16 protein-coding genes are annotated in these 19,753 nt (G+C 74.2%); 2 read left to right on the top strand and 14 right to left on the bottom strand.

Going from position 1 to position 19,753, the window contains the following annotated elements:
• Window positions 1-145: 145 nt before the first annotated feature.
• From ACI6PP_RS15315 to ACI6PP_RS15280, 8 genes are all read right to left on the bottom strand, one after another.
• Entirely contained in the window at window positions 146-2,440 is a 2,295-nt protein-coding gene (locus ACI6PP_RS15315; RefSeq protein ID WP_421112473.1) for a [protein-PII] uridylyltransferase, read from the bottom strand.
• A gap of 16 nt (window positions 2,441-2,456) precedes the next feature.
• Window positions 2,457-2,795, bottom strand: a complete 339-nt coding sequence (locus ACI6PP_RS15310; RefSeq protein WP_421112472.1) for a P-II family nitrogen regulator — start codon at window positions 2,793-2,795, stop codon at window positions 2,457-2,459.
• The gene (locus ACI6PP_RS15305) at window positions 2,792-4,117 is read right to left on the bottom strand and encodes an ammonium transporter (protein ID WP_421112471.1); all 1,326 of its coding nucleotides are present in this window, start codon (window positions 4,115-4,117) and stop codon (window positions 2,792-2,794) included. Before ACI6PP_RS15305 ends, ACI6PP_RS15310 begins: the two co-directional genes overlap by 4 nt.
• Before the next feature lie 213 nt (window positions 4,118-4,330).
• Window positions 4,331-5,512, bottom strand: a complete 1,182-nt coding sequence (ftsY, locus tag ACI6PP_RS15300) for a signal recognition particle-docking protein FtsY (RefSeq protein ID WP_421112470.1) — start codon at window positions 5,510-5,512, stop codon at window positions 4,331-4,333.
• Between the two features lie 139 nt (window positions 5,513-5,651).
• Complete coding sequence (cydC, locus tag ACI6PP_RS15295; protein ID WP_421112469.1) at window positions 5,652-7,301, bottom strand: thiol reductant ABC exporter subunit CydC; 1,650 nt, start codon at window positions 7,299-7,301, stop codon at window positions 5,652-5,654.
• A 5-nt stretch (window positions 7,302-7,306) separates the two neighbouring features.
• Window positions 7,307-8,962 carry a thiol reductant ABC exporter subunit CydD gene (cydD, locus tag ACI6PP_RS15290; protein ID WP_421112468.1) on the bottom strand — a complete coding sequence of 552 codons (1,656 nt, stop codon included), beginning with the start codon at window positions 8,960-8,962 and terminating at the stop codon, window positions 7,307-7,309.
• Complete coding sequence (cydB, locus tag ACI6PP_RS15285; protein ID WP_421112467.1) at window positions 8,959-9,969, bottom strand: cytochrome d ubiquinol oxidase subunit II; 1,011 nt, start codon at window positions 9,967-9,969, stop codon at window positions 8,959-8,961. The genes cydD and cydB overlap by 4 nt, the downstream gene beginning before the upstream one ends.
• Window positions 9,970-9,984: 15 nt before the next feature.
• The gene (locus tag ACI6PP_RS15280; RefSeq protein ID WP_421112466.1) at window positions 9,985-11,391 is read right to left on the bottom strand and encodes a cytochrome ubiquinol oxidase subunit I; all 1,407 of its coding nucleotides are present in this window, start codon (window positions 11,389-11,391) and stop codon (window positions 9,985-9,987) included.
• A 112-nt stretch (window positions 11,392-11,503) separates the two neighbouring features.
• Here ACI6PP_RS15280 and ACI6PP_RS15275 point away from each other — a divergent pair, with 112 nt between their 5' ends.
• Both ACI6PP_RS15275 and ACI6PP_RS15270 read left to right on the top strand, forming a co-directional pair.
• A complete protein-coding gene (locus ACI6PP_RS15275) occupies window positions 11,504-11,887 on the top strand; it encodes a BlaI/MecI/CopY family transcriptional regulator (RefSeq protein WP_421112465.1) in 384 nt (127 codons plus the stop codon).
• A complete protein-coding gene (locus tag ACI6PP_RS15270) occupies window positions 11,884-12,783 on the top strand; it encodes a M56 family metallopeptidase (protein ID WP_421112464.1) in 900 nt (299 codons plus the stop codon). The genes ACI6PP_RS15275 and ACI6PP_RS15270 overlap by 4 nt, the downstream gene beginning before the upstream one ends.
• A 103-nt stretch (window positions 12,784-12,886) precedes the next feature.
• On the opposite strand, the gene ACI6PP_RS15265 is transcribed toward ACI6PP_RS15270, so the two are convergent.
• The 6 genes from ACI6PP_RS15265 to ACI6PP_RS15240 all read right to left on the bottom strand — a co-directional run bounded on the left by ACI6PP_RS15265 (window position 12,887) and on the right by ACI6PP_RS15240 (window position 19,598).
• A complete protein-coding gene (locus ACI6PP_RS15265) occupies window positions 12,887-13,093 on the bottom strand; it encodes a hypothetical protein (RefSeq protein WP_421112463.1) in 207 nt (68 codons plus the stop codon).
• A 150-nt stretch (window positions 13,094-13,243) separates the two neighbouring features.
• Complete coding sequence (locus ACI6PP_RS15260) at window positions 13,244-13,687, bottom strand: acyl-CoA thioesterase (RefSeq protein ID WP_421112462.1); 444 nt, start codon at window positions 13,685-13,687, stop codon at window positions 13,244-13,246.
• Window positions 13,684-17,238, bottom strand: a complete 3,555-nt coding sequence (gene smc / locus ACI6PP_RS15255; RefSeq protein WP_421112461.1) for a chromosome segregation protein SMC — start codon at window positions 17,236-17,238, stop codon at window positions 13,684-13,686. Before smc ends, ACI6PP_RS15260 begins: the two co-directional genes overlap by 4 nt.
• A gap of 159 nt (window positions 17,239-17,397) precedes the next feature.
• Window positions 17,398-17,589: a hypothetical protein gene (locus ACI6PP_RS15250; RefSeq protein WP_421112460.1), complete on the bottom strand. Its 192-nt coding sequence runs from the start codon at window positions 17,587-17,589 to the stop codon at window positions 17,398-17,400.
• Window positions 17,590-17,760: 171 nt separating this feature from the next.
• Entirely contained in the window at window positions 17,761-18,810 is a 1,050-nt protein-coding gene (locus ACI6PP_RS15245) for a zinc-dependent alcohol dehydrogenase (protein ID WP_421112459.1), read from the bottom strand.
• A complete protein-coding gene (locus ACI6PP_RS15240; protein WP_421112458.1) occupies window positions 18,807-19,598 on the bottom strand; it encodes a DeoR/GlpR family DNA-binding transcription regulator in 792 nt (263 codons plus the stop codon). The genes ACI6PP_RS15245 and ACI6PP_RS15240 overlap by 4 nt, the downstream gene beginning before the upstream one ends.
• Window positions 19,599-19,753: the final 155 nt, after the last annotated feature.

Genomic DNA, 19,753 nt, shown 5'->3' with positions numbered 1-19,753 from the left:
CTCGGAGACCGGCGCCACGACCGCTACGCTCTCCCCCATCGAGGGCCTCACCGACGACACCGCGGACGAGACGTACCGCCGGGGGAGCGCAGTCGTGCCTCAGGGGCCTATGGGCCGCTGAGGCACCGACAACTCCGGGGGACGGTCAGGCGAGGGCGTCGAGGAGATGTCTGCGGAGCTCCTCGGCGACGCCGGGCAGCAGGGCCCCGCCCTCGGAGTCGACGACGTAGAAGACGTCGCGGGCCTCGGGGCCGAACGTCGACAGGTGCGCCGACCGGATCTCGGCGTGGCGCTGGGCGATGGCGCGACACACCGTCCACACCAGGCCGCGACGGTCGCGGGTGCGGACCTCGAGGACGGTGGCCGTCCGTGACGACGTCTCGAGGAGCGTGACGACCGGCGCCGCGGTGTCCTCCTCGGCGCGGACGCCGAGCCGCTGGTCGAGGTCGACCGTGCCGTCCAGGACCCGGCGGATGCGCAGCTTGAGGCGGGCGACGTCGACGTCCTCGGTGGGCGTCTCCCACGTGGTGCGCGCCACTCCGTCCTGCGACCACACGCGCGCCGACAGCACCGGCATGCCCGCCAGCGCGAGACCTGCGGCGAGGTCGGCCATCAGGCCACCGCGGTCGCGGGCGGCGATCCGGACGAGCGAGCCGTCGCGGTGGGGCTCGGTGCTGATCGCGATGCCGTCGCCCTCGAGGTCGCCGGCGGGCACCGGCAGCTCCTCGGACCAGCCGTCGTAGGCGGCGGGGTCGTCGATCGGCGCCCCCGTCTCGAGCACCGAGCGCACCTTGGCCACCAGACCCTTGACCAGGCCCGCGCGCCACGTCGACCACGCCGCCGCGCTGGTGGCGCGAGCGTCCGACTCCGACAGCGCCGCGAGCAGGCCCAGCGTCTCGACGTCGCCGACCACCTCGGCGACGCCCGCCGATGTGCCGGGGTCCTCGATGTCGCGACGGGTGGCGACGTTGGGGAGCAGCAGGTGCCAGCGCACCAGGTGGGCGACGCGGTCGGCGTCGGTGGCGTCGAAGCCCCAGCGCAGCGCGATCTCGCGCGCCAGCGGCTCGCCGACCTCGCTGTGGTCGCCCGGGCGGCCCTTGCCGATGTCGTGCACGAGGGCGGCGACGAGCAGCAGGTCCGGACGGGCCACGGTGCGCAGCAGGGCGGTGGCGTTGACGCACGTCTCGAGGCTGTGCCGGTCGATGGTGAAGCGGTGGACGGGCGAGGACGAGCCGCGCAGCCGGATCGAGTCCCACTCGGGGAGCCACCGCTCCACGACGCCGGCGATGTCGAGCTCCTCCCAGACCCGCACGAGCCCGGGGCCGGAGCCGAGCAGGTCGACCAGGTGGCGGCGCATCTCCGGCGCCCAGGGCTCGGGGGCGGACGCGCCGGTGCGTCCGAGCCGGTCGGCCGACGACGACGAGAGCGGGATCCGGGCCTCGGCGGCCGCGGCGGCGGCGCGGACGGCGAGCCCGGCGTCGTGGGCGGGGTCGGCGCCCCGCGCGAGCACGATCTCGTCGCCCAGCCGGGCCACCCCGGCGGTGACGACCTCGAGCCTGATCGGCCGGCGGGCGCGTCCGCCCTCAGAGACCACCTGGTCGACCTGGCGCCACGCGAGCCCGGCCAGGTGCGCCGTGCGGCGGCCGAGGTCGCGGACGTGGAGGTCGAGCTCGTCGGGGTCGCGCCCCAGCAGCCGCGCGACCTCGGGCACGAGGTCGGGGCTGAACCGGTCGGACCGGCGGCCCGACGCCTGGTGAAGGGCGTCGCGGACGTCGAGCAGGCTGGCGCGCATCGCCTCCACCTCGCCGTGCCGGATGTCGACGAGCCAGGTGGCGACGAGCGCGCGCATCACGACGCCGTCGCGCAGCCCTCCCCCGGACTCCTTGAGGTCGGGGACGGCGGCGTGCGCGAGCCAGCCCGCCCGCTCGACGCGGTCGCGGCTGGCCTGGCGCAGCTCGGGCAGCCGGCGGCGGGCCGTGCGGCGCCACTGCGCGAGCACGCCCGACCGCAGCGCGAGCACGAGCGAGGTGTCCCCCGCGACGGCTCGGGCGTCGAGCATGCCGGTGGCGGCGCGGTGGTCGTCCTCGGCGGCGGCCAGCATCTCCTCGGAGCTGCGGACGGCGTGGTCGAGCACGACGCCGTCGTCCCACAGCGGGTACCAGATCGCCTCGGCGATCTCGCCGACCCGCTCGGGCGCCAGCCGTCCGTCGTGGACGAGGACGACGTCGAGGTCGCTGGCCGGCGACAGCTCGGCGCGCCCGTAGCCGCCGACGGCGACGAGCGCGAGCCCGCTGCCCGACCCCTGCTCGGCGTGCCCGGGGGCCGCAACGGCGAAGAGCCGGCGGAGACGCTCGTCCGCTTCCGTGGCACGGTCGCGGCGGCGCTCCGCCAGCTCCTCGGGTGTCTGCACTGGGTGGTCTGGCACTACGCGGTCGGGCACAGCCCGAACAGTAGGGCTAGAGCGCCGCCTCGTCGGTCTCGCCGGTGCGGACCCGCACCACCGAGTCCACGGGGACGACCCACACCTTGCCGTCGCCGATCTTGCCGGTCTGCGCGGCCTTGGTGACCACGCCGACCACGTCGGCGGCGTCACCGTCGTCCACGACGACCTCGAGCCGGATCTTGGGCACCAGGGCGACGTCGTACTCGGCGCCGCGGTAGACCTCGGTGTGGCCCTTCTGGCGGCCGTAGCCGCTGGCCTCGGTCACCGTCATGCCGGTGATGCCGAAGGTCTCGAGGGCCTCGCGGACCTCTTCCCACTTGTGGGGCTTGATGACTGCGGTGATCAGCTTCATGCGTCGGCTCCTTCGGGGCGCGAGGCCTTGTGCGACGTGGCGGGGTCGCCGGTGATGGTACGGGCGCGGGCGCCACCGGTGTTGCCGGTGAAGTCGTAGCCCGACTCCAGGTGCTCGACGAGGTCGATGCCGCTGACCTCGTCCTCCTCGCTGATCCGGAACCCGATCGTCACGTCGATCAGCTTGCCGATGACGTAGGTGAGGACGAAGGAGTAGGCCAGGACGGCGAAGGAGGCCACGGCCTGCTTGCCGAGGAGGTCCAGGCCGCCGCCGTAGAACAGGCCGGGCACGTCGCCGGAGTTGGCACGCGTGGCGAACAGGCCGATGAGCAGCGAGCCGACGAGACCGCCGACGAGGTGCACGCCGACGACGTCGAGCGAGTCGTCGTAGCCGAACTTGTACTTCAGGCCGACCGCCAGGGCGCAGAGCACGCCGGCGATGAGGCCGAGGGCCAGCGAGCCCACGGGCGACAGCACGCCGCAGGCGGGCGTGATGGCGACCAGGCCGGCGATGGCACCCGAGGCGCCGCCGAGCGAGGTCGGGTGCTTGTCGCGGACGACCTCGACGACGAGCCAGCCGATGATCGCGGCGGCGGTGGCGGCGGCGGTGTTGACGAGCGCCAGGCCGGCGAGGCCGTTGGCGGCGACGGCCGAGCCGGCGTTGAAGCCGAACCAGCCGAACCACAGCAGACCGGCGCCGAGGAGGACGAACGGCAGGTTGTGCGGGCGCATCGGGTCGCGCTTGAAGCCGACGCGCTTGCCGAGGACGAGCGCCAGGGCGAGACCGGCGATGCCGGCGTTGATGTGCACCGCGGTACCACCGGCGAAGTCGAACGCCTGCAGCTTGTTGGCGATCCAGCCACCCGTGGTGGTGTCGCCGTCGAAGGCGAAGACCCAGTGGGCGACCGGGAAGTAGACGACGCTGACCCAGACGACCACGAACAGCGCCCAGGCGGTGAACTTGGCCCGGTCGGCGATCGCGCCGCTGATCAGCGCGACCGTGATGATCGCGAACATCATCTGGAAGCCGACGAAGACGTACTCAGGCAGCGTGCCCGAGAGGCTCTCCTGCGTGACGCCCTGCAGGCCGACCTTGCCCAGGCCGCCGACCAGGCCGCCGAAGGCGTCGTCGTCGAAGGCGAGGCTGTAGCCGTAGAGCACCCACAGCACCGGCACGATGGCCAGCGCGATGAAGCTCATCATCATCATGTTGAGCACGCTCTTGGCGCGCACCATGCCGCCGTAGAAGAACGCCAGGCCTGGTGTCATGAGCAGGACCAGCGCGGTGCTGGCCAGGATCCATGCGGTGTCGCCGCTATCCATCGAAGAGGTCTCCCTGGTCGAACCTGAGTCACGCCGTCGCTGAGCGCGGACCACCCTGTCCGCACCGGACCGGCGTCCGATGGCCCCAACAGTGGCCGCGCCGCATTACCGGGTCGCCGCACGCATGTTTCGTCCGTGTAACGCTTCTGGACCTTTGGTGACGCGCGCGTGAACCGTGGGCTCCGACTCGTCAGGTCTGACGGGAGTCCCGCCTCACTCCCCCAGCAGCGCGTCGACGAAGTCCTCGGCGACGAAGGGCGCGAGGTCGTCGGCGCCCTCGCCGAGCCCCACGAGCTTGACCGGGACGCCCAGCTCGCGCTGGACGGCGATGACGATGCCTCCCTTGGCGGTCCCGTCGAGCTTGGTCAGGACGATGCCGGTGACGTCGACGACCTCGGAGAAGACGCGGGCCTGCGTCAGGCCGTTCTGGCCGGTGGTGGCGTCGATGACCAGGAGCACCTCGGTGACCGGGGCCTGCTTCTCGATGACGCGCTTGACCTTGCCGAGCTCGTCCATCAGCCCGGACTTGGTGTGGAGGCGTCCGGCGGTGTCGACCAGGACGGTGTCGGCGCCCTCCTCGCGACCGCGCTTGACGGCGTCGAAGCCGACGCTGGCGGGGTCACCGCCCTCGGGGCCGCGGACGGTGTCGGCGCCGACGCGCTCGCCCCAGGTCTGCAGCTGGTCGGCGGCGGCGGCGCGGAAGGTGTCGGCGGCGCCGAGGAGCACCCGTCGCTCCTCGGAGACCAGGACGCGCGCGATGCGGCCGACGGTGGTGGTCTTGCCGGTGCCGTTGACGCCGACGACGAGGACGACGCCGGGGGCACCGTCGGCGCCGGACGCGGCCAGGGTGCGGTCCATGCTCGGGTCGACGGTCGCGACGAGCTCCTCGCGCAGCACCTGCCGGGCGCGCGCGGGGTCGTCGACGCCCTCGACGCGCAGGCGGGTGCGGAGGCGCTCGACCAGCTCCTGGGTGGCGGCGACGCCGACGTCGGCGCCGATCAGGGTGTCCTCGATCTCCTCCCAGGTGTCCTCGTCGAGGCGGTCGCGCCCGATCAGGGCCATCAGGCCGCGGCCGAGCGTGCCCTGCGAGCGCGAGAGCCGCTCGCGCAGGCGCTGCAGGCGGCCGGCGGCGGGCTCGGGACGCTCGAGGGTGGTGGTCGGCGCCGACGGCTCGGGGTCGGCCTCGGGTTGCTCGGGCTCGGGGAGGAGCGGCTCGACGGCCTCGGGCTCGGCCTGGTCGCGCTCGGGGTGGGTGATCGCGTCGCGGGTGAGCTCGTCGGCCTCGTGCGGCGGCGGCAGCGCACGGCCCCGACGCCCGACGAGGAGCGCGAGACCGCCACCGAGGACGACGACCGCGGCGGCGATCGCGAGGACGAGGATCAGGGTGTCGGACACGGCCGCCACCCTATGCGTCCCGCCGTCCGCGACTTCCGACGGTGCGATCCGCGGGTTCGGACGGTGCGATCCGCGGTCTCGGACGGCGTGGTCCGCGGCGTCCGACGGTCGTCCCCGTCCGAACTCGCGGACGGAGCCGTCAGAACCTGCGGACGGGGCCTTCGGAAGTCGCGGATCGCGGTACGGCGAGGTCGAGGACGAGGTCGGCGTGGTCGAGCCAGCCGCGCTGGTGGGTGACGACCACGAGGGAGCGGGACGGGGCGAGGGCCACGAGGTCGCGGACGAGCGCCTCGCCGGCGGCCTCGTCGAGGTGCTCGGTGGGCTCGTCGACCACGAGCACCGACCGGTCGGCCAGCAGCATCCGGGCGAGCCCGAGCCGCTGGCGCTCGCCACCGGACAGCCGTCCGCCGTGCTCGCCGACGGGCGTGTCCAGGCCCTTGGGCAGCCCGCGCACGAAGTCGGCCAGGCCGGCCTGGGCGAGCGCCGACCAGAGCCCGTCGTCGTCGACGTCCGGACGCGCGACGCGCAGGTTCTCGCGGACGGTGGTGTCGAAGACGTGCTCGTCCTGGCCGAGCAGGCCGACGTGGGCGCGCACGACGTCGCCGCCCAGGTCGTCGTACGCCACACCCCCGAGCTCGACGGATCCGGCGCGGGCGGCGAGCAGCCCCAGCAGGACGTGCGCGAGCGTGCTCTTGCCGCAGCCGCTCGGGCCGACGACCGCCACCACCGCACCCGCGGGGACGTCGAGGTCGAGGCCGTCGATCACGTAGGGGCCGTCGGCCCACCCGGCCCTCAGACCGCGCACCCGCAGGTCCGTGCCGGACGGCGACGCGCCGGTCACGCCGTCGCCCAGCCCGGACGACCCGCCCGGCTCGGTGAGCTCGCGCAGGCGGTCGACGCCCGCCCGGGTGCGGATCTCGTCCTGCGCCGTGGCAGGCAGCGCCTCCAGCAGCTCGGCGAGCACGAGCGGCGCCAGCACGACGACGGCGAGCACCACCGGTCGCATCGACCCGTCGGCGACCGCGGCGGTGCCCAGCCAGACGAGCCCGCAGACCGCGACGCCGAGCACCACCCGCACCAGGGCGGCGCCGAGGCCGTCGAGCCATGCCGAGCCGCGGGCGGCCCTCCGCAGCTCCGACGCCGTCCGCCGCAGCGGCACGAGCACCACGTCGCGCGCGTCGTGGGCGGCCAGCTCGGGGGCCGCACGCACCGCCTCCGCGCCCAGGGACGCCAGCTCGCCGCCGAGCGGCGCCACCGTGCGCTGCGCACGCCGGGACGCCAGCGCCACCAGCGCGGGCACGCCGATCCCCGCGGCAGCCACGCACGCCGCGAGCAGCAGACCGCCGGCCGGCAGCACCGCCAGCACCAGGGCGGTGACGCCGACCGCCACCGTCGTCGTCACGGCCACCGGCAGCGCCACGCGGAGCAGACGGTCCTGGGCTGCGTCGGCGTCGGCGGTGACGCGTCGCACCAGGTCGCCGTGCCGGCGCCCGGACGGTCCGCGCCGCCGCACGCCGTCGTACGCGCGCACCCGGACGTCGGTGAGCAGGCGCAGGGCGGCGTCGTGCGTGACGAGCCGCTCGCCGTACCGCAGGACGGCCCGCGCGATGCCGCAGGCGCGGACGCCGACGATCGCGACCATCAGGTAGAGCACCGGCGGCTGCTCGGCGGCCCGGGAGATCAGCCATGCGGACACCAGCAGCAGGCCCGCGGTGCTCCAGGCCGCGAGCACCCCGACGAACCACCCCAGCAGCAGTCGCCCGCGGGTGCGCCGGTCTGGTCGCAGCACGCCGCTCACCGGGGCACCCCGAGGTCGACGACGCGGTCACAGCGGTCGAGGGCGGCGCGACGGTGGGCGGCCGTGACGAGCGTCGCGCCCGCGCCGTGCAGCGCGTCGAGCACGCGGCTCTCGGTGGCCGCGTCCAGGCCGGCCGTCGGTTCGTCGAGCAGCAGCAGGCGGGCGCCGCGGTGCCGCACGCGCAGCAACGCGCGGGCCACGCCCACCCGTCGTCGCTCCCCCGACGACAGCTCGGCACCGGCCTCGCCCACCCGCCGGTCGAGGGCGAGGTCGTCGGCGCCGGCGTCGTCGAGGGCCGCGCGGACGTCCGCGTCGTCCGCCGTGCCGCCCAGCCGGACGTTGTCGGCGACGGTGCCGTCGACCAGCACGGGGTGCTGCGGCACCCACGCGAGCTGACGACGCCAGTCCTCGAGGTCGAGCTCGGCCAGGTCGACGCCGCCGACCTCGACGGAGCCGGCGTCGGGCCGTGCCGTGCCCAGCAGCACCGCGAGCAACGTCGACTTGCCGCACCCGCTGGGCCCGGCCAGCGCCACCGACTCACCCGGTCGCAGCACGAGGGACGCACGGTCGGGTGCGGCGCCGTCACGGTTGTCGTGGCGCACCGAGACGCCGCGCAGCTCGATGACGGCGAGGTCGAGGTCGGGCGCGCCGCGCCGACCGGGCGAGTCACCCTCGGCGCGGTCGAGGACCGCGAAGGCCTCCCTCGACGCGGCCACGCCCTCCGCGCTGTCGTGGAAGTGCGTGCCGAGGCGCCGCAGCGGCGCGAACGCCTCGGGTGCGAGGAGCAGCACGAACAGGCCGGTCTTCAGGCCGAGGTGGCCCTCGACGACGCGCAGGCCGACGCCCACCGCGACGAGCGCCACGGAGACCGTGGCCACCAGCTCGAGCACCATCGACGACAGGAACGCCAGGCGCAGCGCCTTGGTGGTGGCGCGACGGTGGCGCTCGCCGACGTCGCGCAGACCGGTGACCTGCGACGCCGCGCGACCGAGCACGGTCAGCACCGTGAGCCCGGCGAGGACGTCGGCGAAGTGGTGGGTCAGGCGCGCGAGCGCGTCCCAGCGTCGCTGCGTGCGCTGCTCGGTCAGCCACCCGACGAGCACCATGAACACGATGACGAGCGGCAGCGTGACGGCGACGGTCACGGCGGCGAGCGTGTCGGCGGCGAACAGCGCCACCACCACCACGCCCGGGACGGTGACGGCCAGGCCGAGGGCCGGCAGGTAGCGACCGACGTAGGGCTCGAGCGCGTCCAGGCCGTGCCCGAGCAGCGCCACCACCCGTCCGGTGGACGACGGCGTCGCACCCGGACGCCCCGCCACCAGGGCCTCGGCGACCTCCTCGCGCAGGGCGCTGGTGACCGCGGTGGCCGCGCGGGCGGCCAGCACCTGGTGCCCCCAGTCGAGGACGGCACGCCCGGCCAGCACGAGGGCGAGCGCCGTCACGGCAGCGAGGAGGGCGTCGGACGTGCCGCCCCCGGCGAACCCGTCGGCGACGACGTCGGACACCAGCCACGCCTGCGCGACGACGAGCACGGCCACGACCGTGCCGAGCGCGACGACCACCACGAGGTGGCGGCGCACGGCGCCGGAGTGCCGCACCAGGCGCGGGTCGACGGGCCCGCGGGCCCGGGCGGCGGTCGGGGTGCTCACGACGCGCTCGCGCCGGCGGTGGCGCCCGTGCGGATGCGCCTGCGGAACACCCAGTAGGTCCAGCCCTGGTAGAGCAGGACGAACGGCGTGACGGCCAGCCCCGCCCAGCTCATGATCGTCAGCGTGTACGGGGTCGAGGCCGCGTTCTGCGTCGTCAGGCTCCAGGCCGGGTCGAGCGTCGAGGGCATCACGTCGGGGAACAGCGCCAGGAACATCGTCACGACCAGGGCCCCGACCCCGAGGGCGGTGCCGGCGAAGGCGACGCCGTCGCGGCCGCGTCCGGACATCACCACGGCGAGCGTGAGGGCGACCAGGCACACCGCCGCCGAGGCGACGACCGCGGTGGCGACGTCGGCGAGCAGCACCGTCCAGACCACGAACGCGCCGCCCACCGGGAGCGCCACGGCACCGGCGCGGACGGCGGCCCGCTCGGCCCGCTCGTGCACCGGGCCGCTGGTCTTCAGCGCGACGAAGGTGGCGCCGTGGGCGACGAAGAGCACCAGGAAGGCGGCGCCGCCGAGCAGCGCGTAGGGGCCGAGGACGTCGGCCAGGCCGCCGACCATCTCACCGTCGGCGTCGATCGGGACGCCGCGCACGACGTTGGCGAGCACGATCCCCCACAGGACGGGCGCGACCACCGAGCCCGCGGCGATGGCGACGTCCCAGCGCGTCTGCCACCACGGCTCGTGCCGCTTGTGCCGGTACTCCAGGCCCACCGCGCGGACGATGAGCGCGAGCAGGATGAGCAGCATGGGCAGGTAGAAGCCGCTGAACATCGTCGCGTACCACTCGGGGAACGCCGCGAACGTCGCCCCGGCGGCGACGATCAGCCAGACCTCGTTGCCGTCCCAGACCGGGCCGATGGTCTCGAGCACCTCACCGCGCTGGTCGACGTCGTCGGCGAGCAGCGGCGAGAGCACGCCCACGCCGAAGTCGAAGCCCTCGAGCACCAGGTACCCGAGCCAGAAGAACGCGATCGCGCAGAACCAGGCGGTGGTGAGCTCCATGGGGATCCTCCGGCGTCAGTGGGCGAGGGTGAGCGGCGCGTCGTCGTCGACGTCGTCGGGGTCGGGCGGCGGGTCGAGGTCGGGCAGCCCGCCGCGCACGACCCGCAGCAGGAGCTTGACCTCGACGACGGCCAGCACCGTGTACAGCGCGGTGAAGGCGGCCATCGAGCCGATCACCTCACCGGCCGTGGTGCCCGGCGAGACCCCGGACGCCGTGGGCAGCAGGCCGAAGACGAGCCACGGCTGGCGTCCCATCTCGGTGAAGATCCAGCCGAACACGTTGGCCGCGAGAGGCAGCAGCGGCAGGGCGATCGTCGTCGCGAGCAGCAGGCGGCCCCGGGGCGTCCGTCCGCGCCGGGTGGCCCACAGCGCCCAGACCGCGGCCGCCATCGCGAGCCCGCCGGCGGTGATCATCAGCCGGAACGTCCAGTAGGCGACGGGGACGTTGGGGGCGTAGTCGCCGGGGCCGAACCGCTGCTCGTACTCGGCCTGCAGGTCGTCGATGCCGCGCACCTCGCCGTCGAGGCTGCCGGTGCCGAGGAACGACAGCAGCCGCGGCACCTTGACCGAGTAGACCTCCTCGCTGCCGTCGAGCGTGCCGATCGTCAGCAGGGAGAACGCGGCCGGCGCCTCGGTCTCGTACAGGCCCTCGGCCGCGGCCATCTTCATCGGCTGGACGTCGGTCATCACCTTGCCCTGCAGGTCGCCCGACACCATCACGCCGAGCCCGGCCACCAGCACCGTCACCGCACCGATCCGCAGGGACGAGCGGAAGGCGCTCTCGTCGGTGCCGGGGCGCTTGAGCAGGTGCCACAGCGACACCGCGGCCATGAACGCGCCGCCCACCATGAACGCCGCGAACAACGTGTGCGGCAGCGTCACGAGCACGACCTCGTTGGTCATCACCGCCACGAAGTCGGTGAGCTCGGCGCGCTCGCGGTCGGCGTTGTAGGTGAAGCCGACGGGGTTCTGCATGAACGAGTTCGCCGCGAGGATGAAGTAGGCCGAGAACATGGTGCCGAGCGAGGCGATCCAGATGCACGCGAGGTGCACGCCCCTGGGCAGCCGGTCCCAGCCGAAGATCCACAGGCCGAGGAAGGTCGACTCCAGGAAGAACGCGAGCAGGCCCTCGATCGCGAGCGGCGCGCCGAAGACGTCACCGACGAAGCGCGAGTAGTCGCTCCAGTTCATCCCGAACTGGAACTCCTGGACGATGCCGGTGACGATGCCGAGCGCGAAGTTGACCAGGAACAGCGTCCCGAAGAACTTGGTCAGCCGCAGGTACCGGTCGTCCCCGGTGCGCCACCAGATCGTCTGCAGCACCGCGACGAGCGCCGACAGGCCGATCGTCACCGGCACGAAGAAGAAGTGGTAGACGGTGGTGATCCCGAACTGCCACCGTGCGAGCTCGAGTGCCTCCATGGCCGACCTTCCCGTCGTGGACGTCGTTGTCCTACTACCGACTGTAGTACGACGCCGCGTCGTACTGTCAAGGGAGTACTACGTCACGTCGTAGACGAGGTACGCTGGGGTCGTGGCACGCCTGGGAGACCTCGAGCGCGCGGTGATGGACGTCCTGTGGGACGCCGACGGCCCGCGCACCGTCCGCGCCGTGATGGACGCGCTCGGCGACCGCGGGCTGGCGTACACGACGGTGATGACGGTGCTCGACCGCCTCGACGGCAAGCAGCTGGTCACGCGCGAGCGCGAGGGGCGGGCCTTCGCCTACTCCCCCGCGCACGACCGCGAGCAGCTCACCGCCGAGCTCATGCGCGAGGCGCTCGCCGGCGCCGGCGACGACCGCGCGTCGGCGCTCGTCCGCTTCGCCGAGCAGGTGAGCCCCGACGAGGCCGCCGCCCTGCAGGCCGCGCTCGCCCGCGTCGTGGCCCGCTCCACGGACGACACCGCCGGGTCATGACCCCGGTCCTGCTCGGCGTCATCGGGCTGCTGCTGGCGCACCCCGTGCCGGCGCTCCTGGCGCGGGCACGCTGGCCCTACCGGGCGCCCCGCGCCGGCATCGTGCTGTGGCAGTCGCTCGCGCTGGCCGCCGTGCTCGCCGTGCTCGGCGCCGGTCTGTCGACGGCGCTGTGGCTGGTGACGCCGCAGGACCCGTCGGTGCTGCGCATCGCGGTGCACGTCGCGGTGCTGGCGCTCACGGTCCTGGTGGGCGGGCGTCTGGCGTGGTCGATCGTCACGGTCGGCCGCGACGTCCGCGCCCGCCGCCGCCGCCATCGCGACCTGGTCGACCTGCTCGCCCGCGTGGACGACGACGAGCCGTCGCTGCGGATCCTGGCCGACGAGCTGCCGATGGCCTACTGCCTGCCCGGGGTGGGCGCGACCCGCGTGGTGGTGTCCGCGGGCACCCTGGACCGCCTCGACGCCGCCGAGGTCGACGCGGTGCTCGAGCACGAGCGGGCCCACGTCCGCGCGCGGCACGACCTCGTCCTGGAGGGGTTCACCGCGTTGCACCGGGCGTTCCCGCGGGGTCCGCGCGGCGACGCCGCCCTGCACCACAGCGAGGTGCTCGTCGAGCTGCTCGCCGACGACCGCGCCCGCCGTCGCTGCGGTGCCGTGCCCCTGGCACGGGCGCTGGTGACCCTGGGGACGGGAGCCGCCACCCCGCAGGGCGCTCTGGGCGCCGGCTCGGCCGTCCAGGTGCGCCTCGAACGCCTCGGCGACGACCCCGACGAGGTCAGGGCCGGCCGCCTGGTGTCGGCGGTCGCCGCCTACGCGGCGTCGGCCGTGGTGCTCGTGGCCCCGACGCTGTTCCTCGCCGTGCCGTGGATCGCCTCGGCCTGGCAGCGCCTGGCCTGAGGCCGTCGGCCGCCGCTTCGACCAATTACCACGTGAACGTGGTGTTTGGTCCGGCGCACGGGAGATCTACCGTGCTTCGGCACATCTGCCGTGGGTGGGGCGCTCAGGCGTCGTCGCGCGGACGGTCCTCGACGGCGACGCCGCCACGGTTCGGCGTGGTGATGTCGAGCTGCTCGTTGACCTTGGTGAGCACCTGGCTCACGCGCGGCGCGTTGGGCACGTCGCGTCCTCGCTGCGGGAATGCGGTGACGGCCGCGAGCAGCACGGCTGCGGCGACGATCAGCACCATGATCAGGACGATGACGAGCACGACGAATTCCCCCGGAGGCGATCGGTGTAGCGGTGAAGCCTGACTGCGGTCCGACGCGGCCCTGACCGCGTGCGTTCCGTGTCCGATTCTGTCATGTTCGTCACGTCGCGCACGCCCTGGAGAGCACGGCGCGGCGTCGCGTGCGTCACGTCAGCGGACGAGGGGCTCGACGGCCCGGCGGACGGGGTCGGGCACGGGCGTCGTGGCCCGTTCGTCGCCCTGGCCGGACACGTACACGTGCACGAACCGGCCGAGCGCGGCCGGCTCGGGTGCCTCGCCCTGGAACAGCCCGATCCGGTAGGTGATGCTCGACGTGCCGAGGCGCTCGACCACGAGCCCGACCTCGACGTCGGCCGGGAACCGCAGCTGGCGCAGAAAGCGGCAGCTGGTCTCGGCCACCACGCCCACGGCGTCAAGGGTGCGCGTGTCGACGCCGCTGGTCTCGATCAGGTACCCGTTCACCGCGGTGTCGAAGTAGGAGTAGTAGGTGACGTTGTTGACGTGACCGTAGACGTCCTCGTCGGCCCACCGCGTGGTGATCCGGCGCAGCACGCCGAAGTCCTCGCGGCGCGGCAGTGCCTCGTCGTGGCTCATGCCGGCTCGGCCTCGCGCATCCGCTGGCTGATGACCGCCGACACGCCGTCGCCGCGCATCGACACGCCGTAGAGGGCGTCGGCGACCTCCATCGTGCGCTTCTGGTGCGTGATGACGATGAGCTGGGAGTTCTCGCGCAGCTCCTCGTAGATCTCGAGCAGACGCCCGAGGTTGACGTCGTCGAGGGCGGCCTCGACCTCGTCGAGGATGTAGAAGGGGCTCGGCCGCGCCTTGAACAGCGCCACCAGGAACGCGACGGCCACCAGCGACCGCTCGCCGCCCGACAGCAGCGACAGCCGCTTGACCTTCTTGCCCGGAGGACGGGCCTCGACATCGATGCCGGTGGTGAGCATGTCGGACGGGTCGGTGAGGACCAGACGTCCCTCGCCGCCGGGGAACAGCCGGGAGAACACGTGCTGGAACTCGCGCTCGACGTCGGTCCAGGCGTCGGTGAAGACCTGCTCGACGCGACGGTCGACCTCGTCGACGATCTCGAGCAGGTCGCGGCGGGTTTTGCGGAGGTCCTCGAGCTGCTCGCTGAGGAAGCGGTGCCGCTCCTCCATGGCGTCGAACTCCTCCAGGGCCAGCGGGTTCACCTTGCCCAGCGCGGCGATGGCCCGCTCGGCCGCGCGCAGCCGCTTGGTCTGCTGCTCGCGGTCGTACGGGACCGGGTCGGGGTCGGGCACGTCGTCGGCCAGGCCCTCGGGACGCTCGACGGGGACGGGCACCTCGGGGCCGTACTCGGCGACGAGCGACTCGTGCTCCACGCCCAGCTCGTCGATGGCGCGCTGCTGCAGGGCCTCGATGCGCAGCCGCTGCTCGGTGCGCGCCATCTCGTCGCGGTGCACCGAGTCGGTCAGGCGGTCGAGCTCGGACGCGAGCCCGCGCAGGCGCTCGCGCACCTCGGCCAGCTGCTTCTCGTCGCCGGTGCGCGACTCCTCGATCTCGCGGCGGCGGACGCCGGCCAGCTCGACCGAGCGGTCGAGGTGCCGCAGCACGACCTCGCCGGCGGCGGCGACGGCCTTGGCGGCCTCGGCCTCGCGACGACGGCGCTCGCGCCGGCGACGCGCCTGCTCGCGCGCGGCGCGCTCCTCGCGGGCCGCGCGACGCAGCGAGTCGGCGCGGCCCGACAGCGCCCGTGCCCGCTCCTCGGCGGTGCGCAGCGCCAGGCGGGCCTCGGTCTCGGCCTGACGACCGGCCTTGGCCTCGTCGGCGAGTCGTTCGAGGTCGGACGTGTCGGGGTCCTCCTCGGGCGCGTCCTCGGCCTGGCTCAGCCGGTCCTCGAGCTCGGCCAGGCCGGCCAGGTCGGCGTCGCGCGAGGTCTCGGCGTCGACGATCGACCGGCTCAGCCGCTCGGCCTCCCCCGACGCGGCGCGGGCCGTGGAGCCCAGCTGGCCGAGGTTCTCGGCGACGGCTGACATCGCGGCGTCGGACTCGTGCAGGCGGGCCAGCGTGGCGTCGACGGCCTGCTGGGCGTCCTGCTGCTCCTGCGTGACCCGGGCGAGGTCGAACGAGAGCCGCTCGACGAGCCGGGTGGCCTCGTCGAGCTCCTCGGTGGCGCGGTCGACCGCCGCCTGCACCTCGAGCAGGCTCGGCACCGAAGACGAGCCGCCCGACGCGTAGTGCGCGCCGAACAGGTCGCCGTCGCGAGTGACGGCCACGACGTCGGGCAGCGAGGAGACCAGCGAGCGGGCGGAGGCGAGGTCGTCGACGACGGCCACGCGCACGAGCAGGCGGCGCACGGCCGGCCGCAGCGGGGCGGGCACCTCGACCGAGTCGACCGCCCACGACGCCGAGGCCGGGAGCGACGGCCAGGCGGGCTCGTCGTCGGGTCCGCCGCCGAGCAGGATGCCGGCGCGGCCGAGGTCGTCCTCCTTGAGCCGGTGCATGGCCTCGACCGCGGTGGACGCGTCCTCGACGGCGACGGCGTCGGCGGCCGACCCGAGCGCGGCGGCGACGGCCGCCTCGTGGCCCTCGCGGACGGTGAGCAGCGCGGCCACCGAGCCGAGCAGACCGCTCAGCTGCTCGTCGGCGGCGAGCAGCGCACCCGCGCCGTCCTTGCGCGACAGCCCCATCTCGAGGGCCTCCTTGCGCGCGACGAGCGCCGCGCGCTCGCGGTCGGCCACCCGGGACTCCTCGGTGACCTTCGCCAGACGCTCGCGCGCCGCGGCGAGGGCGTCCTCGGCCACCTCGTGCTCGGCGTCGAGGCCGCTCTCGCCCGCGTCGAGGCTGGCCACCTGCGTCTCGAGCGCGGTGAAGTCGTGGCGCGCCTTCTCGGCGCGCACCTCGGCGGCGTCGCGCGCGTCGGTGAGGCGGCCGATCTCGTCCTCGGCGGCGCGGGCGCGGCTGCGCAGTGCACCGACCTTGCCGTTGAGGCGGGCCAGGCCCTCGCGACGGTCGGCGGCGGCGCGCACCAGGCTCGCGACGCGGGCCTCCTCGGCGGAGTACGCCGACTCCGCCGCCTGACGCTCGGCGACCTGGGCCTCGAGGCCTCCGCGCGCCTGCTCGACCTCGGCGGCGATCGCGGCCTCCTGCTCGGCCATGCGCTCGGCGTCGGCCTCGAGCTGCTCGGGGTCGCGTCCGGTGCGCTCGTCGTCGGCCTGCGTCGCGGCCAGGCGCACCCGCTCGGCGGCGAGCCCGGACGTGCCGCGGAACCGCTCGCGCAGGCCGGACAGCTGGTACCAGGTCTCCTGCGCGGCCGAGAGCTGCGGCGCGGACTCGCGCAGCGCGTCCTCGTGCTGCGCCTCCTCCTGGCGGGCGTGCGCGACGGCACCCTCGGCGGCCGCACGACGCTGGCGCAGCGCGTTCTCGTCGGCGAGCTCGGTCTGGAGCGTGGTGGTGGCGGTGACGAGGTCGTCGGCGAGCAGGCGCGCGCGGGCGTCGCGGACGTCGGCCTGGACGACGGCGGCCCGGCGCGCGACCTCGGCCTGGCGACCGAGCGGCTTGAGCTGGCGGCGGATCTCGCTGAGCAGGTCGGCGAGGCGCTGCACGTTGCCCTGCGTGGCCTCGAGCTTGCGGAGTGCCTTCTCCTTGCGCTTGCGGTGCTTGAGGACGCCGGCGGCCTCCTCGACGAACCCGCGGCGGTCCTCCGGCGTCGCGCGCAGGACGCCGTCGAGCTGTCCCTGGCCGACGATGACGTGCATCTCGCGCCCGATGCCGGAGTCGCTGAGGAGCTCCTGGACGTCCAGCAGCCGGCACGACGAGCCGTTGATCTGGTACTCCGAGCCGCCGTTGCGGAACATCGTGCGGGTGATCGTGACCTCGGCGTACTCGATCGGCAGCGCGCCGTCGGAGTTGTCGATGGTCAGGACCACCTCGGCGCGGCCGAGCGGCGGACGCCCGGACGTGCCGGCGAAGATGACGTCCTCCATCTTGCCGCCGCGCAGCGACTTGGCGCCCTGCTCGCCCATCACCCAGGCGAGGGCGTCGACGACGTTGGACTTGCCCGAGCCGTTGGGGCCCACCACGCAGGTGATGCCCGGCTCGAGCGACAGGGTCGTCGAGGAGGCGAAGGACTTGAACCCTCGGAGCGTCAGGCTCTTGAGGTACAACGCGGGCTCCCGGGTGGTCGGAGGGGACGTCGACGACGCGTGCGTCGGCGATGCCGGAGTCGTCCGACGGGGCATCGGGGAAGAAGCCGACGCCAGCCTAGGGCGTCGGGGCCAGCCCCGAGGTGATTGGGGCGGGGTGCCGCGCGGGTGTCGCGGGCGTCAGCCCGCGGCGGGCTCGAGCAGGTCGGCCGTGCTGAGGTCGGCGGTGAGCGAGCCGTGCAGCGCGTCGTTCTCGGACTTCAGGCGCAGGACCTCGGTCTCGAGGTCGACCACGCGGCGCCGCAGGACGGCGAGCTCGCGGGTCAGGTGCGGGTTGTCCGCGGCGACATAGCCCAGGAGAGCCTTGGCCATGGATGTCCTCCGGAGGGGTTCACAGGTGCGGGTGGTCCGCCGCCCGAGGGGCCGGGTGCCACGCGCGCGGGAGAGCGCGACGAGCAGGGCCGTGCGGCGTCTCTCATCGTCCCACCCGCCCGTCATGACGGTCAAATGTCCGGCCGGTGGCGTGCGGCCCCCCTCGTCCGATCAGGGGACGAGGACGACCTTGACCTGGTCGCCGGCCGAGGCGGTGACGAAGGCCTCGGCGGCGTCGGCGAGCGGGAGGCGCGAGGTGATCATGTCGTCGGTGCGGACGCTGCCCGCGCGCAGGATCTCCATCGACTCCTCGTAGTCCTCGCGCAGGTAGGTGGCCGCGCCCTGGATGCGGACCTGCTGGTCCTGCACGATCGCCAGCGGCACCCGCACGTCGCCGGTGGGCACGCCCACGACGACGACCGTGCCGCCCTTGAGCGCCATCGCGATCGCGGCCTCGACGGTGGGCTGCACGGCGACGCAGTCGAAGACGACGTCCGCGCTCTCGCCGAGCACCGAGCGCACCTGCTCGACGACGTCGTCGGCCGCCGCGTCGACCACGTGGTCGGCGCCGAGGCGCAGCGCGCGCTCGCGCTTGTCCTCGCGCACGTCGGTCATCACCACCGTTCGCGCTCCGCGGTGACGGGCGGCCGCGCCCACCAGCAGGCCGATGGTGCCGGCGCCGAGCACGACGACCGACCGCCCCGTCACGTCGCCGGCGAGCCGGACGGCGTGCACGGGCGTCGAGAGCGGCTCGACGAGCACCGCCTGCAGGTCGTCGAGGTCGTCGGGGATCGGGCGCAGGCGCGACGCGCGCACCGTGAAGCGGTCGGCCATGCCTCCCTCGCGGAACCCGCAGCCGAAGAACTGGAGGTTCTCGCAGATGTTCTCGCGCCCGGTGGTGCACGACTTGCACGTGCCGCAGGGCAGCGTCGGCTCGACCGTGACCCGGGAGCCGACGGCCACGCCCTCGACGGCCTCGGCGGCGTCGCCGAGCGCCTCGACCACGCCGACCACCTCGTGGCCGGGGTAGTACGGCAGCGCGACGAAGGGGTGGCGGCCGTGGGCGGCGTGCGTGTCGGACCCGCAGAGCCCGACGACGCTCGTCGCGACGAGCGCCTCGTCGGGTGCGAGGTCGGGCAGCGCCTCGTCCACGACCTCGATCTCGCCGGGTGCCTGGACGCGGACGCGACGGCGGCCGGCGACGTCGGGGGTGCTGGTCATGGTCGCTCCTGAGGGGGGTGGACGGGTGCGCGGACCAGATCGGGCCCGGCCGCGGTGAACGCCTCGGCGACGTCGGGCGCCAGACCGTCGTCGGTGACGACCACGTCGATCTCCCTGAGGTCGGCGAAGTGGCAGAAGGAAGTGCGCCCGAACCGCTCGGACACCACCGGGACGAGACGCCGACGCGCGCAGCGCACCATCGCGCCCTTGGTGGCGGCCTCCTCGGGCACGGTGGTCGTCAGGCCGTGCTCGATGCTGACGGCGTTGGTGCCGACGATCGCGAGGTCGACGTGCAGCGACGCGAGCCGCTCGACCACCGCGGTGTCGACGACCGCGCTGGTCACCCCGCGCACGCGTCCGGGCAGGACGAGAACCTCGAGGTTCGGCATCGGCGCCATGACGCGGGCCGCGGGCAGGTTGTTGGTGACGACGATCAGGCGGCGGTCGGTGGGCATCATCGTGGCCACGACGAACGTCAGCGACCCCGAGTCGAGGACGACGACGCCGTCGCGCGGCAGCTCGGCCACCACCGCCTGCGCGATCGCGTGCTTCTCGGCGGCGTAGGCCCGCTGCCGCTCCGCGAGCGCGAGCTCGAACGGGAGCGACGGCGTCAGCACCGCTCCCCCGCGCACGCGGCTGATCGCGCCCTGCCGCTCGAGCACCTCGAGGTCGCGACGCACGGTCTCGGTCGTCACGCCGAGCAGCTCGCTGATCTCGGCCGCGCCGACCGCGTCGCCGCGCTCGTGGGCGAGGGCGAGGATGGTGCGCTGGCGTTCCTGCGGGTACATGGCAGCGGCGACACTACACGCGAACGGGCATGTTCGAGCCCGTTCGTGTGGGGTAGATCTCAGGCTCCTCTTACGTTCGACCGCCTCTGTGGGTTACGGTCCGGCTGCACACATGAACGGGCATCGTCGACAGCCAAACGGGCGCGACGGAGACT

The sequence above is a fragment of the Solicola agrisoli genome (assembly GCF_049059935.1).
Taxonomy (GTDB): Bacteria; Actinomycetota; Actinomycetes; order Propionibacteriales; family Nocardioidaceae; genus JAURVT01.
Note: the sequence above shows the minus strand (reverse complement) of the source record. Positions and strands in the feature narration are given on the sequence as shown.